The organism is Peribacillus frigoritolerans (genome assembly GCF_001636405.1).
Classification (GTDB): Bacteria; Bacillota; Bacilli; order Bacillales; family DSM-1321; genus Peribacillus; species Peribacillus frigoritolerans.
In genome coordinates, this window is sequence record NZ_KV440950.1 from 2,915,882 (window position 1) to 2,932,510 (window position 16,629).

The window sequence follows — 16,629 nt, forward strand, 5'->3', positions numbered from 1 at the left end:
AAGTGAAAAAACTGAATATTCAACGATTTCACGCATGTGCCTGTTGATACACATAACTTGCTTTTTAAATGAGGCTGATACGTCAGTTTTAGCGCCGTTCGGAACTTTGAACGGTGCTTTTGTCTATGATCAAGGAAGAATAAGAGGTAAAGGAATCTAGTAGAAATTAAAGGCGATATTTTGGAATCGTTTTCCTTGCTTAGTTATAGCGGATGTTCGAAAATGGAATGATAAGGAGTAGTGATAGAATATCTATATTATCCGGCAGAAGAGGTGAGGGACATGAATAATGAAGATATAACAAAAAAATTAACATTACATATCCCAGAAATTTTAGGGAGTGGGAATTTTTCAAAGTATGCTGTATTGGTACCGCTAATAGAGAAAGAAGATGGAATTCATGTTCTTTTCGAAGAGCGTTCACACAAACTGAGGAGGCAGCCGGGGGATATATGTTTTCCGGGCGGGAAAATAGACAAGCTGGATCATGATGAACAGGCTGCTGCCCTAAGGGAAACATATGAGGAACTTAATTTGCGAAAAGAAGATATCGAAAACGTCTTTCCGATCGATTATTTGGTATCTCCATTCGGGATGATTGTCTATCCTTATGCAGGATTTGTTCGGAACCATAAACGGATAATACCTAATCCAGCTGAGGTAGAAACCATTTTTACGGTCCCGCTTTCCTTTTTCATGGAAAAACCCCCAGAAATTTATCATGTCGAATATAAAGTGGAACCGCATGCAAACTTCCCCCATGATTTAGTCGTTGGCGGGGAGAATTATAAATGGCAGCCAAAACAGATGGAAGAGTATTTTTACTTATATAATGGTCGGGTAATCTGGGGAATGACAGCGAAAATCCTTACCCATTTTATTGAAATTCTTCGTTAGACCCTTCTAAAGCACCTTTTTTTTTCGGTCTATTTCTATTAAGCTTTAATTATGGTAAAAGTTAGGTTTTTAATAGAAGCGGGGGGATGAGTGGATGAAGTATAGTTTTGAAGTACTTGAAAAAGAACGGGAAATGGCAATGGCTGCACTAGTCAACTTTAATGAAAACCGCGAATACTATGATGAAACCAAAGATCAGGAACTTAAGCTGTCATACTACAAAGATGGTTCCTTGGACCGGGAAAGATTGAAGGACCTACTTGTGGCAACCCATAAAAACCAGCTGAACTACTCACCGCATCGTCATGTTTACCCATGGGTGGACATACAGGAAAATGGCCAGCTAAAAAGTCTGTATTCCGGTAAAGGGATGGATCCTGCACAAGTGATTGAGGAAGATATCCGTATACTGGAAGTGTTGTCAAGAGGTATTGAATCAACAAATTCGGAGAATATTCTCGTTAATTGTGAACATGTAGTGCCTCAATCATGGTTCGATAAAAAAGAACCGATGAGGGGGGATTTGCATCATCTGTTCGCCTGTGAACCAACGTGTAATAGCAGCCGGAGTAACTATCCATACCATGATTTTGAGGATTATATCCCTGAAAGATCGGCTGCCGGTATAAAAGCGGGATGCGGGAAATCAGATGAAAGTAAATTCGAGCCCGAATACGGAAAAGGGATCGTGGCGAGGGCAACTTTGTATTTTTTACTCAGATATGAGGGAATCATCGATAGCGGCAAAATCGACTTGGCACTGCTTTTGGAATGGCATCGGCTTTTTCCCGTGAGCACTTATGAAAAACATAGAAACCTCGCTATACATGAAATGCAGGGTAATCGTAACCCATATATAGATTTTCCTGAAATGGCAGAGAATTGGAATTAAAGTAGGGCATAAAAAAGAGGATTGAAGCTGCAGTGAAAGCTTCAATCCTCTTTTATTATGGATTATAAGAATTTTACGCAAACAGGGAAGGGAACTTGAACATCCTTTTGCAATAATGTTAATTTTCCGTCATGTTCATTCCGGGCATATAGCGTCAAGTTTCCTGATTGTTCATTAGAAGCAATCAGAAATTTTCCGCTAGGGTCCAATGAAAAATCACGCGGCCAATGTCCTTCGGTGGAAACCAGCTGCACGAATGCCAGTTTGCCTGTTTCTTGATTGATTTCGTAAACGGCAATACTATCATGTCCGCGGTTTGCGGCATATATGAATCTCCCGTCATCAGAAATATGAATGGCGCTTCCTTGGTTATTTTCCTTGAAATCTTCCGGGACGGTCCGTACCGTTTGCAATTCAGAAAAACTACCGGTTTGACTATCGAAGCTCAAAACAATCACTTCTGGTACAAGTTCTGCCATGACATACGCAAATTTACCGTTTGGGTGGAAGGTCAGATGCCGTGGTCCGCTGCCGGGAGTAACAGATAAGCTGTTTACTTCTTCCAAAACCCCATTATGTATTTTATAGGTTATTACTTTATCTATTCCGAGGTCGACAACAGCAATGAACCTTTCATCCGGGGTGAAACCAGCGAAGTGGGTGTGTGCTTTTTCCTGACGTTCTTCATTCGGTCCATGCCCTTCATGTTGAACAGTTGATGATACAGGCAAAGGTGTCGCATCGTCATGAAGCGGATATGATTCAATCACGCCTTCTCCATAACTGGAAGTGACCAAAACCTGTTTCTTGCTGTCGACACTTATATGGCAGGAAGAGCCATTTGGTGTAAGTTGTTTGCCTAAGAAGGTAAGCTCACCTGAATCTTCATTAATCGAATAGGCTGAAACTCCACCGCTGCCCGCTTCTTTTAAAATGGCGTAGAGATTCTTTTTGTCCTGGCTGATGGCGACATAAGTCGGATCGGTCAATTCTGCTGCAAGAACCGGTGTGCTGAGCTTTCCTTCTGCTGCATCTAAAGTAAATCTGTAAATACCTTCGCTGTTTCCTTTTGTGTAAGTGCCTATGTATCCAATGATGTTCTGTTGATCATGTTTTGCCATATTTATCTCCTCCAACAAAGAATTGTGTTTATTTTTATTTTAACATAGATGATGCGCATATATCCTTTTCCCGTTTTATGTTGAGTCGGAACCTTTTTCTTTTGAAATTTTTTGGGGTGATAAGAAAAAAAACCCGCCTAGCGGGTTAATTTAAATCGACTGGCTTTGAAGCTTCGATGGGTATATGCCTAAACTCAGAAACGGAAAATAAACCCTGATCCGTCAGTTTGATTTCAGGGATGACTGGTAGCGCCAAGAAGGCAAGTGTAAGAAAAGGGTTGAAATGCCTGTTAGCACCGAGTTTCAATAAGGCTTCATCGATGTGCTTCAATGAATGGACCACATCCATATAATTGCACTCACTCATCAATCCAGCTATTGGAAGGGGAAGGGAAGCTAGTATTTCCCCATTTTGGATTACAGTCAATCCACCCTGCATTTTTTTGATTTCCTTAGCTGCCAGAAGCATATCCTGGTCATTCGTTCCGGCAATGATCAAATTATGTGAATCATGGGCTACTGTCGTGGCAATGGCTCCTGATTTCAACCCGAGCCCTTTGACGATTCCCAGGCCCACTTGTTTGGTCATATGATGCCGTTCAATAACAGCAAGTTTTAGATGATCAACATGTTCGGAGAACTGAAATAGACCATCATGATTAAGTGTGACCGGTTCAATCGAATGCTTTGTAATCAAGCTGTTTGGAGTTATCTCAATAATATTAGCGAACTCATTTTTAAAAGGTATCGCGAAATCATCTCCGGTTATTTCATTAAATTGAACAGAGTGCTTCAACCCGTCGGTAATAACCTGTTTCTCATCAGCTGGATAGTTAAGCAATCGATTACTTTGTACCATAAGCTTTCCATCTTTGAAGACCGAATGGAGGATGACTGAATCAAGATCATCCAGTAGTAGGAAGTCTGCCTTGTATCCAGGTGCAATTGCACCATGTTCCTTTAATCCAAAGCATTCTGCTGCATTAATGGTCGCCATTTGAATGGCGGTAATTGGCGGGACACCTGTTTCTATGGAAAGTCGAACGTTGTGATCGATACTTCCTTCAGAATCTATATCATCTAGGTGCCGGTCATCGGTGACGAATAAACAACGGCGGGAGTTCTTCTCATTAATAACTGGAATCAGGTTAATTAAGTCTTTGGCGACGGTTCCTTCCCTGATCATAAGATACATTCCTTTACGCAGTCTTTCTTTTGCCTCTTCCGCTGTAATGCATTCATGATCTGTTTTAATGCCTGCACTTAGATAAACATCGAGCTGTTGTTCAGATAATCCAGCTGCATGACCATCGATGCTTTTGCCCAGTCTGTTTGCATCGTATATTTTTTGCAGCATATCCTCATCTGTATGTGAAACGGCAGGGAAATTCATTACCTCGGCTAAACCAAGCACTCTCGGGTTTTGATAAAAGGAAATTAAATCTTCACTTTTTAAGACAGCACCAGAATGTTCAAACTCCGTAGCAGGTACACAAGAGGGCATCATGAAGTAAAAATCAAAAGGAAGTTGATCGGATTGTTCAATCATATATTCCATGCCCTTTTTGCCAGAAACATTGGCAATTTCATGAGGATCTGCAACGATGCAGGTCACACCATGTAAAAGGAGGATTTTTGCAAGTTCATAAGGCCTGACCATCGATGATTCTATATGAACATGGCCATCTATGAAGGAAGGGCATACGAATTTTCCTGAAGCATCGATTTCCGAAGTACCCTCATAACGCCCAATTCCAGCAAAATAACCATCGGCGATCGCAATGTCGCCAGTATAGATATCACCATTGAATACATCTATGATTTGCCCGTTCTTAATGACGCAATCTGCAGGTGTTCTTCCTGTTGCAACGTCAATTCTCCTTTTAAGCAAGTTTTTTTTCATATTCATAACCCCTTTGGCCATATATCCGGTTAATATTTCACTTTTTCCGTATTGGTTTCCCATGTTCGGAATGGTAAATCGTGGTCATTAAAAGACAATTGTCTCATTTTAATTGTGCGGTTTTCCATTGGCAGGGCAAGTTCTTGGTAGATAAAGTGATCATCAAAGCCAATAACTGCAGCGTCTTCTTTAGTGCATGCGTAATAAATGGCTTTTGGACGTGCCCAATAAATAGCACCGATGCACATGGGGCATGGTTCGCAGCTAGTGTAAATTTCACAATCTGTAAGCTGGAAGCTGTCGAGATTCCTGCATGCATCACGAATCGCCTGTACCTCGGCGTGCGCTGTAGGATCGTTGGCCGTTGTCACATTATTACATCCTCTGCCCACGACTTTGCCATCTTTTACGATAATAGCACCAAAAGGACCTCCGTTCTTAGCCAGTACATTTTCATTTGCAAGCCGAACGGCCATTTCCATGAATTTTACATCCACTAAAAAACACCCCTTCATCTATTACTAACCAAAAAGTGTTAATGTTACGTTTTTTAACGTAAATATAATAAACAATATACCATATGTCTGGGGAAACAGAATACCATTTTCTGAATATAAAGAAAAATCAATTTATGGCGTGCGATCGAAAGGATTTAAAAGAATTTTTACAAATAATTATAAAACTGATATTGTTAGAAGAAAATCATTAGAATTATGAAGGTGATATGCATGGGTTTTTTGGGAGTTCTATTACCGATATTCGGTATATTTGTTTTAGGTTTCATTGGTCAGAAAAAGTTTAATCTTGATACAAAATCGATTTCCACGATGGCATTATATTTAATGTCACCTTTTCTCGTGTTCCGGACTTTTTATTCCGCTGAATTTACGATTAATTATTTTTACCTGTTCTTATTCACGATTGTACTTTGCCTTTCTCTCATACTGGTAGTCTATATTATATCTTTTTTTCGCAATTATACAGTCACTGAAACAAGCGGCATGATATTGGCATCGGCATTCATGAATAACGGGAATTACGGTACACCCGTCATTTTCCTGTTATTCGGAGCCGCAGGACTCGATTATGCAATCATCCTTATGGTGGGACAGCAGTTAGTGATGTGCACGATCGGCATTTATTTCGCAGCAAAGGGCAGTCCTGAAGGAAACGGAGTTCAAACAGCAATTAAAGCGGTATGTCGAATGCCAATTGTTTATGGAGCTATTGCAGGAACAGTATTTCAGTTCGTGAACATACCTTTAAGCAATTCGGTTATGGAAGCTATTAATCTTGTTGCAAACGCAGCGATCCCAACAATCATGATTACACTGGGAATGCAGCTGGCCAACATTTCCCTGAAAAAAATTGCCTATCGAAAGCTATCAGTTTCGCTACTTCTTAAACTTGCCGTTTCACCAGCAATTGCCTTCCTGTTATCACTTGCCTTGCCAGTGGGTGAAATGGTCAGGCATATCATGATCATCGTAGCTGCCATGCCAACGGCGGCCAACACTACAATGTATGCGCTCCAATTCAATACAGAGCCTGAATTCGTTTCAAGTGCTACATTCATCAGTACATCATTAAGCCTGATTACGCTTCCCATCATCTTTTTCTTTGTATTATAGAAGATTATGATTCTAATTATGTGGGCAAACTTATCATAAACACGAATCGGACGTTTCCTATCCAATAAACGAGATCCAGACTAATGATAGGCATTGCCCTTGATGACCAAATCTTGGGCTAGGTACCCATCGCGGTACATGAACTTATGGCCTTTATTTAGGTATTGATGAAAAAATGATTTCAACAATTTCATTTTAATATTAAAGAGTAGCTTATTAAACTGGCGTTAAGTATTTTAATGCCAGTATTTGATTGGAGGGGTTTTGTGTTCCAGACTAAAATTAAATTGAATAATCCTGGAAAGATTGATGCCATACTAAAGGAAATCGTCCTGAAAACCTTTGAAGAAGCACTGGAAGAAAAACTCTTGCTATGCATGGAGTGCGGAGATGTCGATTTTTATATCGCGTATTCAAATAATGAGGAACTTCAAGATGCGATTAATGAAAACTTTGAAATTGATGAATGTGGTGAAATCATGAAAATAGATGAACATCAGGAACTTATGGATGATTTATACGATTATTTCTTGATCATACATAAGGAAAGTGATTTGTTTGATTTTTTTCCAGCAGGTCCATATACCCACAATGGGGGAATTCATGAATCAGATACGGATATGCTGGCGCCAAGGGGTTTGTATTCAGCACCATTTGAAGATGCGATAAAGGAATAATACGAAAAGACAGCAAATGCTGTCTTTTTGTATTATTAAAAGCATATTCAGCTTTCGGGAAATAAATGATTTTTTATAAAAAGAGGGAATTTTTTTGGGGAAATAAGTTAAAAATTAACATTTATATGGAATATAGCAATAATATCATGAAATATGATAACGTTTTTAACAATTTAAAGTTTATATGGTAATTTTAAGAAATATTATATATAATAAAAAATGTGAATATTGAATATATTATTTAAATTACTAGTTTAAAATAACAATAAAAATGGTCGCTTCCCTAACATTATCGAAATATTGGGAAATAATATTGGAAGAAAGGATTATACATAAGATATGATTCGAGTTAAGAGAATGTTATAGTACGCTTTAATAATTCTGATTATTATAAATTTTCAGTTTCGAAGATTGAATATGGGCGGGGTGCTAATTATGATAGTTTTTGACCGGGTGAATAAGTATTATGGCGATTTCCATGTATTGAAAGAAATTAATCTAACAATCAAGAAAGGGGAAGTGGTAGTGGTCATCGGACCTTCCGGATCAGGAAAAAGTACACTGCTCCGATGCATTAATCGTCTAGAGACCATTTCGCAAGGATCCCTTTCAATAAATGGTTTAAATGTAGCGGATAAAAAGACGGACATAAACAAACTCCGTCGGAATATCGGTATGGTTTTCCAGCATTTTCACTTGTATCCCCATAAAACCGTGCTCGAGAATATCATGCTTGCTCCCAGGAAGGTCTTGGGACAATCCGAAGATGAAGCAAAAAAGATTGCACTGAAGTATTTGGACAAAGTGGGGATTGGAGATAAAGCAAATTCATTTCCTTCCCAGCTTTCAGGTGGACAGCAGCAACGGGTAGCGATTGCCAGAGGTTTGGCAATGGGACCGGAAATCATGCTTTTTGATGAACCTACCTCAGCCTTGGATCCGGAAATGATTGGCGAGGTACTGGATGTTATGAAAGCACTTGCCCATGAAGGAATGACGATGGTGGTTGTTACGCACGAAATGGGATTTGCCCGTGAAGTGGCGGATCGAATCGTATTCATGGACGAAGGCAGGGTTTTAGAAGAGGCAACTCCGGCTGAGTTTTACGCCAATCCTCGTGAAGAGAGGGCTCGTTTATTCCTTAGCCGTATATTAAATCATTAAATAAAAAACAGGGGTGAATTACATGTTGAAGAAAAAGAAATGGTTAAAATTATCTTTGCTATCATTACTGGCCGTCATTTTATTAGCTGGTTGCGGCGGGGGGAATGATACCGACAAAGCTGAAAAGGGTGGAGGTAAAGGCAAAGAAGAAGATGTTCTAGCACAAGTGAAGGAAAAGGATAAGATCGTTTTTGGGGTGAAAAATGATACAAGGCTATTCGGTTTGAAGAATCCTAGTACTGGAGAGGTAGAAGGCTTTGATATTGATATTGCCAAAGCTCTTGCAGCAGAAATCCTTGGTGATGAGAATAAAGTTGAATTTAAAGAAGTGACTTCTAAAACTAGGATGGCCTTATTGAATAATGGTGATATCGACGCAATTGTAGCAACTATGACAATCACTGAAGATCGTAAAAAAGAAGTTGACTTCACTGATGTTTACTTCGACGCGGGACAATCTTTGTTAGTCAAAAAGGGCAGCGATATCAAGGGTATTGATAGTTTGAAAGGGAAAAAGGTATTGGCTGTCAAGGGCTCTACTTCTTCCATAAATATCCGTGAAAAAGCTCCTGAAGCACAAGTGCTGGAATTTGAAAACTATTCTGAAGCGTTCGCTGCACTTAAATCCGGACAAGGGGATGCATTGACAACGGATGATTCCATCCTTTATGGAATGGCGGATGAAGATCCAAGCTATGAGCTTGTTGGCGGTACATTTACCGAAGAGCCATATGGAATTGCCGTAAAAAAAGGGAATACTGAATTTGTGGAAGAGCTGAATAAAGCCCTTAAGTCACTTAAAGATTCAGGCAAGTACGACGAAATCCATGATAAATGGATTAAACACTAAACATTTTAGCAAATGTATATGGGCAGCTGACCTTGAATAACATTTGAACATTTGTCTGTAAGGATGAGCGTTTTGCTCATCCTTACTAGTTAAAGGAGTTGTATGCCGTGCTTGATTTCTCCATTTTAACAGAGAATCTGGATATGTATTTATTAGGCTTTAAAAATACGATCATGTCGAGTTTGGTCGCGTTGATATCGAGTTTGATTCTTGGTGTGCTAATTGCCATCATGCGGATTGCGCCAATAAAGCCACTAAACTGGCTGGGTACCGCCTATGTCGAGTTCATTCGGAACATACCGTTATTGATCATTACCTTTTTCTTCTTTCTTGGTCTTAAACTAAGCGGGCTATATGCAGGTACATTAGCCTTGACCATTTACACTTCATCTTTCATAGCTGAGGCAATTCGGGCAGGCATACTCTCCGTGCCTAAGGGTCAAATGGAAGCTGCCCGTTCATCAGGCCTGACATATGGGCAGGCCATGAGGCTCGTCATACTGCCGCAGGCCGTTAAAATCGTCATTCCTCCTTTAGGGAACCAATTTATCAATTTAGTAAAGAATTCTTCCATTTTGGCCGTCGTTGCAGGACTCGATCTTATGTACCACGGAGATTTGATTTCTTCAAGGACATTTGTCGTGTTTGATGTGTACATTTTCGTTGCAGCGTTTTACTTAATTCTTACCATTCCTTTAAGCTTTGGCGTTGGTTATTTGGAAAAACGTCTGGCTAAGAGTAATTGAGGGAGGTATAAGATATGGATTTTGCAGGTGCCTATACACCAGATAATCTTAAGTTTTTATTAGAAGGATTTTGGGTAACGCTCCAGGTAGCTTTTATATCCATTATTCTAAGTTTCATTATTGGCGGGCTTGTAGGTATAATCCGATATGCAAAAGTGCCGGTGTTATCACAAATACTAGCTTTGATTGTAGAAACGGTACGTAATTTACCTCTGTTATTAATCATATTTTTTACGTATTTTGCTTTGCCGGAGATACGGATTAAACTGGAAATCATTCCAGCAGCAATAGTTGCCTTGACGATTTTTGAGTCAGCCATGCTTTCTGAAGTCATTCGAAGTGGACTGAAATCCATTGATAAAGGGCAAATGGAAGCTGCCCGTTCATCAGGTTTGAGCTATACACAGGCATTGATACATATTATTCTGCCCCAAGCGCTGCGCCGCATGGTTCCTCCCATTGTCAGCCAATTCATTTCTTTATTAAAGGATACCTCTTTAGCGGTTGTCATCTCTTTGCCGGAGCTGACACATCATGGTCAAATCATATATGGACAAAGTCAAAAGTATTTAATACCGATTTTGATCCTGGTAGCTCTCATGTATTTCATAGTTAACTATAGCCTTTCTTTGGTAGCCCAGAGACTTGAATTGAAACGCACCTAAAAAAACGGCTCAGAAATGAGTCGTTTTCTATTTGTCTAGGAGATTCGGAAGTGTCTCACCCTCAGCCTTGTTTTAAAACTTGTTTATACTCCATGATCCATACAGTCGGCGAAAAGGGAGCGGATTTCTGGAATCGACTGGAATGTCATTTTAAGAAGAAACCGTAGGCTGAACTCATTCGAACCGAGTTTAAGACTAGGTTATGCTTCATGATTTTGTAACTGAAATCCTTAATGGATGGAAGAAACTTGCGACACTCCAGCCGAATAACTGGCTAGCCGAGACCCCACAGGCGCTTGTGCCGAGGAGGCCTGGCAGACAGTCGGCGGAAAGGGAGCGGATTTCTGGAATCGACTGGAATGTTATTTTAAGAAGAAACCGTAGGCTGAACTCATTCGAACCGAGTTTAAGACTAGGTTATCCTTCATGATTTTATAACTGTAATCCTTAATGGATGGAAGAAATTTGCGATACTCCAGCCGAATAACTGGCTAGCCGAGACCCCACAGGCGCTTGTGCCGAGGAGACCTGGCAGACAGTCGGCGGAAAGGGAGCGGATTTCTGGAATCGACTGGAATGTTATTTTAAGAAGAAACCGTAGGCTGAACTCATTCGAACCGAGTTTAGACTAGGTTATGCTTCATGATTTTATAACTGAAATCCTTAATGGATGGAAGAAACTTGCGACACTCCAGCCGAATAACTGGCTAGCCGAGACCCCACAGGCGCTTGTGCCGAGGAGGCTTGGCAGACAGTCGGCGGAAAGGGAGCGGATTTTTTAATCAAATGGATAATAGTGATGAATGAGTACACAAAAAATGAATCTTTTGCTTTTAATAACCGTATATATAAAGGAAGAAAGAAGGTGGAAAATATGTCGGAAATTAAAAGAAGCAATAGCAAAGCGATTGTATCATTGATCATGGGGATATTATCCCTGTTTATTCCAATCATCGGCATCATATTAGGTATTTTAGGGTTAATATTTGCATCGAAGAGTAAACAAGAAATGAATCTTACTGGTGAATCTGGAAATGGTTTAGTGACAGCTGGAAAAGTGTGCAGCATTATTGGAATAATCTTGAATGTTCTCATGATTTTGATTTTCATGGTGTTTTTTTATTTCGTAGTCAACACGGACATATCAACCTATTGAATGTAAGTATTAACTTGACAAACAAAGAAAAATAATTTAAACCTATATAAAATGGAAATTCATGTTATAATTATTATAATTATCTAAATATTGTATGAAGGGATGATATTTTGAGCATTCAAATCTTTGAGTACCCAGCCGTATTCTATTATGAAAAGCACCCGTTGATTATCGACTCTTTTTCCGTCCAAGTTTGTTTCCCGGATTTTAGGCGAGAAGGAATTATTTCTTCCGTTAGCGGTAGGAATCGGTTAGATGCCTTAGCTTGTGCTCAAGAACTGTTGGAATCCATGGTCGAACATTTTATACACGATAAAAAAACAATCCCGGATGCAAGCGAAATGGAAAAGGTGAATCTGGATCGGGGAATTAATATATGCGAGGCTGCACCCTTCAGAATTGAAATAGAAAATATCACTTATGAAAAATAAAAAAACCTTGCCGGTTAAAGGACAAGGTTTTTATTTTGGATTACTTGAATTTGTAACCTGGAATGTCAGACCAGTACATACTATATTATTTTATTATTTTTTTAGTAAGCTGAAGTCGATGGGGATAATATTGGCACTCATAAAATATAAAAAACCATCATTACCTGTAAAAGGAATGATGGTTTTTAGTTTCGCTGAAAAATTCCCCATTTAATTATTTTTTATTTTTGGGGAAAGGATATTGCGTTCTTTATAACGAATATGTATAGTATAGGTAACATAGGTAAAAAGTATCAATAGTTATATATTTTGGAGGTGTATGTGTGAAATATTATATAGCATCAGACGAAAAAAATTTGAAGCAAGTAAAATCATTGATCAAGAAATTGACTTCAAAAGGATTTACTTGTGTGAATGACATGAATTTAATTACGAATGATGAGAAAAACCAAATAACGGACGACATTGGAGAATATGAAAAAAAGGGGATAGAGGAAGCCGATTTCATGCTGATCTTCCTAACGGCAGGAAAAGGTAATCTATATGAGCTTGGCTATGCTTTATCTTTAAATAAGAAAATAATCGTGTATTCTCCTGAGAAAGAAAATTATCATATTAATAAAAAATCAATATTTCATAATCTGCCCGAGGTAACAATCTGCAGCGGGACCTTTTATAAGCTGGTTAAATTGATACATACGCTTTCTCCGGAAGGATCTGAAAAAGATTCACTGCCTCTTCAATAAATGTCAAATTTTAAGTAGACCCTCTAATAAAATTTCTTTTGAACGAATTGTTTAAAGTATTAAAAAATGAGGGTAAAGACCATTAAAAAAGGGAGAGGACTGTTTTGGCCATTATTGATATCGACCAATTATTGTTAGCCACTGAAGCGATAGCAGAAGAGTCAGTTCCATTCCATCTTGATACATTTGACATCGATCAACTTCTAGATAATACGGATAATTGGAATTGGTAAAGAAAAGCATGCCCATAGAGGATATGCTTTTTTTAGGCTGTTTTCACATACTTTGTTGCTATTTACCAGGTAGTGAGTTGTGGTTGATTTCCCCTCCAGATGCTCGCTTTCCGCGGGGCGGGCGGTGAGCCTCCTCGGCGTAAACGCCTGTGGGGTCTCACCTGCCCCGCTGCTCCCGCAGGAGTCTCGCACTTCCGCTCCAATCACCTTAAATAGTTTCGTTTTAAAAACAACATTTTTTACGAAAAGAGCCTTTTTTAAAGAGAAAATAGCCTGATTACCTGTATGAAAATAATACAAGAAACCAGGCAGGTGGAGATATTTTAACGATTGGATAAAGTTAAAACCTGCGTCCTTTTACGAATCCTAAAATCACAAACATCGAAATGGTGCCGATAACAAAAATTGCTTTAATCGAATTCACTAGAATTTCATCGTACATTTGTATTACCTCCTTGTATGTAATGACAGTGCGATTATGATTAGCTGTTGATGTATAAATTATAACATAAAGTCAATATCTGATGGTGGAAAATTAAAGACGATATGGGTAATAATGTATAGGTTGTACAGTTAAAATATAAAAAAGATATCCTCTAATCAGTGGATATCATTGAGAAAATTATTTAAGACCTAGTGCTTTTTTTGTTTTTGGTCCGACGATTCCATCAGAAGTAAGTTTTTTGGACTTTTGGAATTTCTTTACGGCTGTTTCGGTGTTTTTTCCAAATGCCCCATCTACTCCTTTAGTGCTGTATCCAAGTTTAGTTAATCTTTTTTGAAGTTCGATAACCTGGGGGCCACTGCTTCCTTTCTTTAGGGTAGCGTTTGTATTTACCGGCAGGCTCACAGATCCGCTCACTTTGAATCCATTTGTGGCAGCTATGTTGGCAAATGATTTATTCGAACTGGCAATCAAGACTACAGTGTTCATTCTCACCTTATCGTAAAGCCATTGTACATCATTGTTATACATACGGATACAACCGGCACTTATATATTTCCCGATTGTTGAAGAATCATTATTGCCGTGTATTGCGTAAGTATTTCCTGGTGTATTCCTTGCATTGATCCCCAGCCATCTTTTACCTAGAGGGTTTTTTGGGTCTCCGCCTCTAATGTTGCCTTTATAATAGGGACGATTCACAATCTTTGTCACTACTTTAAACTTTCCTTCAGGAGTGTAGGATGCTTTCTTACCTGTCGCCACGATGAATACCCTCACCAATTTATCATTTTCGTAATAGGCAAGCTGATTATTGGCTTTATTGATGATAATCAGTTGTCTTGCTGCCGCACCTGAAGTATTACTGAACCCCAAAAAACTAAAGGCGAAAATCAATACAAATACAATTAATTTTTTCATGTTTTTCCCCGTCCCTCATTTAAGCAACCTACATTTACACATATACTATCCTATGCATGAAGTGAGGCTAAAGTGACAATTTTTTAAAAAAAGGGTAGACTAATTAACTATGGGAAAAGTCAAACTTAGATCCAATTTCATTTTTATGCATATCAAAAGAATGATGGGCACTATTTTTGGCCATATTACATACATTATTGAAGGGAAAGCGGAGGTGGAAAAGAATTGTCACGCCTAAAGGTGGAGGACTATCTAGAACAAGGCATCCATGGTCCAAAAGAAATCAAGGCTGGTGAACGAAGGGAATTTCTGGGCACATTACGGGAACGCGTAGTCATCGTCTTAAAAAGAAGCCAAGTCTTTGAAACGAATGTATACCCGGAGATAGAGCAAATGATGAAGCAGTATCCCCGTTCAAATTTGTTTTTAAATGGTCAGATGGACTATCAATATCTAGGAAAATATATTAAATTGGCAATGAGTCATGATATTCCTTACAAAATCGTCCTAAACAAAGATCATAACTCCGATTTGGGTCTGGTGTTAGCGGAAAGTAACGCCATAAACAAAGAAGAAATTTATATACAGAAGCAAATTCATACCCAGCAAGTCATCAAAAAGAAAAGCTTCACAGCCTTTTTTAAACGCTGTGTTAAAAAATTATTAAAAAAACGTTGATGCAACTATCAACGTTTTTAGTTTGTCTACAAAAAGGGGGGGGGAATGGACTATTCCGAACCATGATAGTAAGACTAGGTTTTCCATAATGGTTTTTTATGGTTTGATGAAATAAACTGGAACTTTTTTGAAAGAAAAAACTATAGGCAAATTCTCTTTCCTAAGAGTTGGTACAGTCTAAAAACGAGTGCTTTTTGTTTTTATTTTTAATCGTTCTTTTAATTAAGTGTGTAGACAACTTTTCCTGTTTAAGTAACCCTATTCCGTAACCTGTGAAACTTCCTGAAATTCCCTATAATCGTTTTTACTACGGAATAGGTAGGGATAGCGATTAAAATGCCAATGAATCCGTATATTGATCCAGCAGCAAGCAGCAATAGGATAATGGTAAGCGGGTGAATGTTAAGCCGTTTCCCCATAATATTCGGTGTAACCAAGTGCCCTTCGACCTGTTGAACAACAATTAGGACAATGAGTACTTTCACTGCCAGCCCAATGTCTTGCTGTAAGGCAATGAAAAGGGCGGGGATGATGCTTATTAATGGACCAAGGAATGGTACAACGGTAAAAATCATGGCGAATAAGGCCAATACGAGTGCATAATCGAGACCGATAATAAGGTAGCCAACATACATCAAAGTCCCTATCACAATTGATATGATGAATTGACCAATAATATAAGTTGAGAGGGCTTTATCGACGTCTTTTAAAATTGTGTTCCCCTCTGATTCTACATCGTTCGGTATGTATTTTAATAGAAATGGTCGTAATTTATCTCCATCCTTCAAGAAATAGAATAAAATGAATGGTGTAATGACCAATACTGTTAATACACTAGTTATCGTGGATAAAATGGTATTGAGATTCACGATGAGTTTTTCCGAATAATCTTTCAAATGCGTGACCGCTTTTTCTTTCAACTCTTCTATATTTACCATGCCAAAATCATTTTTTTCAATCATGACTTCAGATTCTTTAGAGAATTCCTTGACTTTGCTGGGGAGGTTTTCAGATAATTTTTGAAATTGGTCAACGATTACAGGACTGCCAAAGTAACCTACCATCCCAATCATACTAAATATAATCAAAAACACGGTGAAGATGCTAGCTGACCTCGGGATAAATTCTGTTAACAAGTTAACGACCGGCCGTAATATATAGTATAAAAGACCAGCCACAATAATAGGGAAAAACATGGCAGCAATGATTTTTTGCAGCGGCAGCAGTACATAATCAATTTTACCCAGTAAAAAAATAATTAAAATGATCAAAATGATCGCGCAAGCATATTTGAAAAACGGTTTATTGATCCACAAGACAATCCCCCCTAATTCCATCTCTTACTTGATTCCCTGATTTAGCTTAATGTTAAACTAAATAACTTGATTAAAAGTTCGGTGCAAAACTTTTGGATGGATGAACGGTTGTCATTCAGCTTTTATTCAATAATCATTCAATTTTAAATCTAACTGA

The 16,629-nt window shown here is 38.6% G+C and carries 19 protein-coding genes; 14 read left to right on the forward strand and 5 right to left on the reverse strand.

Going from position 1 to position 16,629, the window contains the following annotated elements:
* Positions 1-282 precede the first annotated feature (282 nt).
* Complete coding sequence (locus A6755_RS14045; RefSeq protein ID WP_063591023.1) at positions 283-897, forward strand: NUDIX hydrolase; 615 nt, start codon at positions 283-285, stop codon at positions 895-897.
* 94 nt (positions 898-991) lie between these two features.
* Positions 992-1,789, forward strand: coding sequence for an endonuclease I family protein (locus tag A6755_RS14050; RefSeq protein ID WP_063591024.1), 798 nt, complete (start codon positions 992-994; stop codon positions 1,787-1,789).
* A gap of 62 nt (positions 1,790-1,851) precedes the next feature.
* On the opposite strand, the gene A6755_RS14055 is transcribed toward A6755_RS14050, so the two are convergent.
* The 3 genes from A6755_RS14055 to A6755_RS14065 form a co-directional block, all read right to left on the reverse strand.
* Positions 1,852-2,910 (reverse strand): lactonase family protein, encoded by a 1,059-nt coding sequence (locus tag A6755_RS14055; protein WP_063591025.1) that lies wholly within the window; start codon positions 2,908-2,910, stop codon positions 1,852-1,854.
* A gap of 145 nt (positions 2,911-3,055) precedes the next feature.
* On the reverse strand, positions 3,056-4,819 hold the full coding sequence (gene ade / locus A6755_RS14060; RefSeq protein WP_063591026.1) for an adenine deaminase: 1,764 nt from the start codon (positions 4,817-4,819) through the stop codon (positions 3,056-3,058).
* 23 nt (positions 4,820-4,842) lie between these two features.
* The gene (locus A6755_RS14065; RefSeq protein WP_034307018.1) at positions 4,843-5,328 is read right to left on the reverse strand and encodes a nucleoside deaminase; all 486 of its coding nucleotides are present in this window, start codon (positions 5,326-5,328) and stop codon (positions 4,843-4,845) included.
* Positions 5,329-5,541: 213 nt separating this feature from the next.
* Here A6755_RS14065 and A6755_RS14070 point away from each other — a divergent pair, with 213 nt between their 5' ends.
* The 11 genes from A6755_RS14070 (at position 5,542) to A6755_RS27955 (ending at position 13,112) form a co-directional block, all read left to right on the forward strand.
* On the forward strand, positions 5,542-6,444 hold the full coding sequence (locus A6755_RS14070) for an AEC family transporter (RefSeq protein WP_034307016.1): 903 nt from the start codon (positions 5,542-5,544) through the stop codon (positions 6,442-6,444).
* Positions 6,445-6,710: 266 nt separating this feature from the next.
* Positions 6,711-7,121 (forward strand): hypothetical protein, encoded by a 411-nt coding sequence (locus A6755_RS14075; RefSeq protein WP_084737745.1) that lies wholly within the window; start codon positions 6,711-6,713, stop codon positions 7,119-7,121.
* A 435-nt stretch (positions 7,122-7,556) separates the two neighbouring features.
* Positions 7,557-8,285 (forward strand): amino acid ABC transporter ATP-binding protein, encoded by a 729-nt coding sequence (locus A6755_RS14080; protein ID WP_063591028.1) that lies wholly within the window; start codon positions 7,557-7,559, stop codon positions 8,283-8,285.
* Between the two features lie 22 nt (positions 8,286-8,307).
* Positions 8,308-9,135 (forward strand): transporter substrate-binding domain-containing protein, encoded by an 828-nt coding sequence (locus A6755_RS14085; protein WP_063591029.1) that lies wholly within the window; start codon positions 8,308-8,310, stop codon positions 9,133-9,135.
* A 107-nt stretch (positions 9,136-9,242) separates the two neighbouring features.
* Entirely contained in the window at positions 9,243-9,881 is a 639-nt protein-coding gene (locus A6755_RS14090) for an amino acid ABC transporter permease (RefSeq protein WP_063591030.1), read from the forward strand.
* Between the two features lie 14 nt (positions 9,882-9,895).
* The gene (locus tag A6755_RS14095) at positions 9,896-10,546 is read left to right on the forward strand and encodes an amino acid ABC transporter permease (protein WP_034307000.1); all 651 of its coding nucleotides are present in this window, start codon (positions 9,896-9,898) and stop codon (positions 10,544-10,546) included.
* 874 nt (positions 10,547-11,420) lie between these two features.
* Entirely contained in the window at positions 11,421-11,702 is a 282-nt protein-coding gene (locus tag A6755_RS14100) for a DUF4190 domain-containing protein (RefSeq protein WP_063592559.1), read from the forward strand.
* Positions 11,703-11,812: 110 nt separating this feature from the next.
* Complete coding sequence (locus tag A6755_RS14105) at positions 11,813-12,133, forward strand: type II toxin-antitoxin system HicB family antitoxin (protein ID WP_034306998.1); 321 nt, start codon at positions 11,813-11,815, stop codon at positions 12,131-12,133.
* Positions 12,123-12,347 (forward strand): hypothetical protein, encoded by a 225-nt coding sequence (locus A6755_RS14110; protein WP_063591031.1) that lies wholly within the window; start codon positions 12,123-12,125, stop codon positions 12,345-12,347. Before A6755_RS14105 ends, A6755_RS14110 begins: the two co-directional genes overlap by 11 nt.
* Before the next feature lie 88 nt (positions 12,348-12,435).
* Positions 12,436-12,879 (forward strand): nucleoside 2-deoxyribosyltransferase, encoded by a 444-nt coding sequence (locus tag A6755_RS14115; protein ID WP_284108965.1) that lies wholly within the window; start codon positions 12,436-12,438, stop codon positions 12,877-12,879.
* Positions 12,880-12,983: 104 nt separating this feature from the next.
* Positions 12,984-13,112: a hypothetical protein gene (locus A6755_RS27955; protein WP_255256757.1), complete on the forward strand. Its 129-nt coding sequence runs from the start codon at positions 12,984-12,986 to the stop codon at positions 13,110-13,112.
* A 622-nt stretch (positions 13,113-13,734) separates the two neighbouring features.
* On the opposite strand, the gene A6755_RS14120 is transcribed toward A6755_RS27955, so the two are convergent.
* Positions 13,735-14,478, reverse strand: a complete 744-nt coding sequence (locus tag A6755_RS14120; RefSeq protein ID WP_063591033.1) for a L,D-transpeptidase family protein — start codon at positions 14,476-14,478, stop codon at positions 13,735-13,737.
* Positions 14,479-14,703: 225 nt separating this feature from the next.
* Between A6755_RS14120 and A6755_RS14125 the strand changes: the two genes are divergently transcribed.
* On the forward strand, positions 14,704-15,156 hold the full coding sequence (locus A6755_RS14125; protein WP_034306989.1) for a YueI family protein: 453 nt from the start codon (positions 14,704-14,706) through the stop codon (positions 15,154-15,156).
* Positions 15,157-15,404: 248 nt separating this feature from the next.
* On the opposite strand, the gene A6755_RS14130 is transcribed toward A6755_RS14125, so the two are convergent.
* A complete protein-coding gene (locus A6755_RS14130) occupies positions 15,405-16,472 on the reverse strand; it encodes an AI-2E family transporter (protein WP_063591034.1) in 1,068 nt (355 codons plus the stop codon).
* Between the last annotated feature and the right edge of the window lie 157 nt (positions 16,473-16,629).

What these genes read in the sequence shown, in the direction of transcription:
- A6755_RS14065 (WP_034307018.1), bottom strand. Translation starts at nt 5,328, where the DNA reads ATGAAGGGGTGTTTTTTAGTGGATGTAAAATTCATGGAAATGGCCGTT.
- A6755_RS14110 (WP_063591031.1), top strand. Translation starts at nt 12,123, where the DNA reads ATGAAAAATAAAAAAACCTTGCCGGTTAAAGGACAAGGTTTTTATTTT.
- A6755_RS14055 (WP_063591025.1), bottom strand. Translation starts at nt 2,910, where the DNA reads ATGGCAAAACATGATCAACAGAACATCATTGGATACATAGGCACTTAC.
- A6755_RS14070 (WP_034307016.1), top strand. Translation starts at nt 5,542, where the DNA reads ATGGGTTTTTTGGGAGTTCTATTACCGATATTCGGTATATTTGTTTTA.
- A6755_RS14045 (WP_063591023.1), top strand. Translation starts at nt 283, where the DNA reads ATGAATAATGAAGATATAACAAAAAAATTAACATTACATATCCCAGAA.
- A6755_RS14050 (WP_063591024.1), top strand. Translation starts at nt 992, where the DNA reads ATGAAGTATAGTTTTGAAGTACTTGAAAAAGAACGGGAAATGGCAATG.
- A6755_RS14120 (WP_063591033.1), bottom strand. Translation starts at nt 14,478, where the DNA reads ATGAAAAAATTAATTGTATTTGTATTGATTTTCGCCTTTAGTTTTTTG.
- A6755_RS14095 (WP_034307000.1), top strand. Translation starts at nt 9,896, where the DNA reads ATGGATTTTGCAGGTGCCTATACACCAGATAATCTTAAGTTTTTATTA.
- A6755_RS14100 (WP_063592559.1), top strand. Translation starts at nt 11,421, where the DNA reads ATGTCGGAAATTAAAAGAAGCAATAGCAAAGCGATTGTATCATTGATC.
- A6755_RS14080 (WP_063591028.1), top strand. Translation starts at nt 7,557, where the DNA reads ATGATAGTTTTTGACCGGGTGAATAAGTATTATGGCGATTTCCATGTA.
- ade (WP_063591026.1), bottom strand. Translation starts at nt 4,819, where the DNA reads ATGAATATGAAAAAAAACTTGCTTAAAAGGAGAATTGACGTTGCAACA.
- A6755_RS14085 (WP_063591029.1), top strand. Translation starts at nt 8,308, where the DNA reads ATGTTGAAGAAAAAGAAATGGTTAAAATTATCTTTGCTATCATTACTG.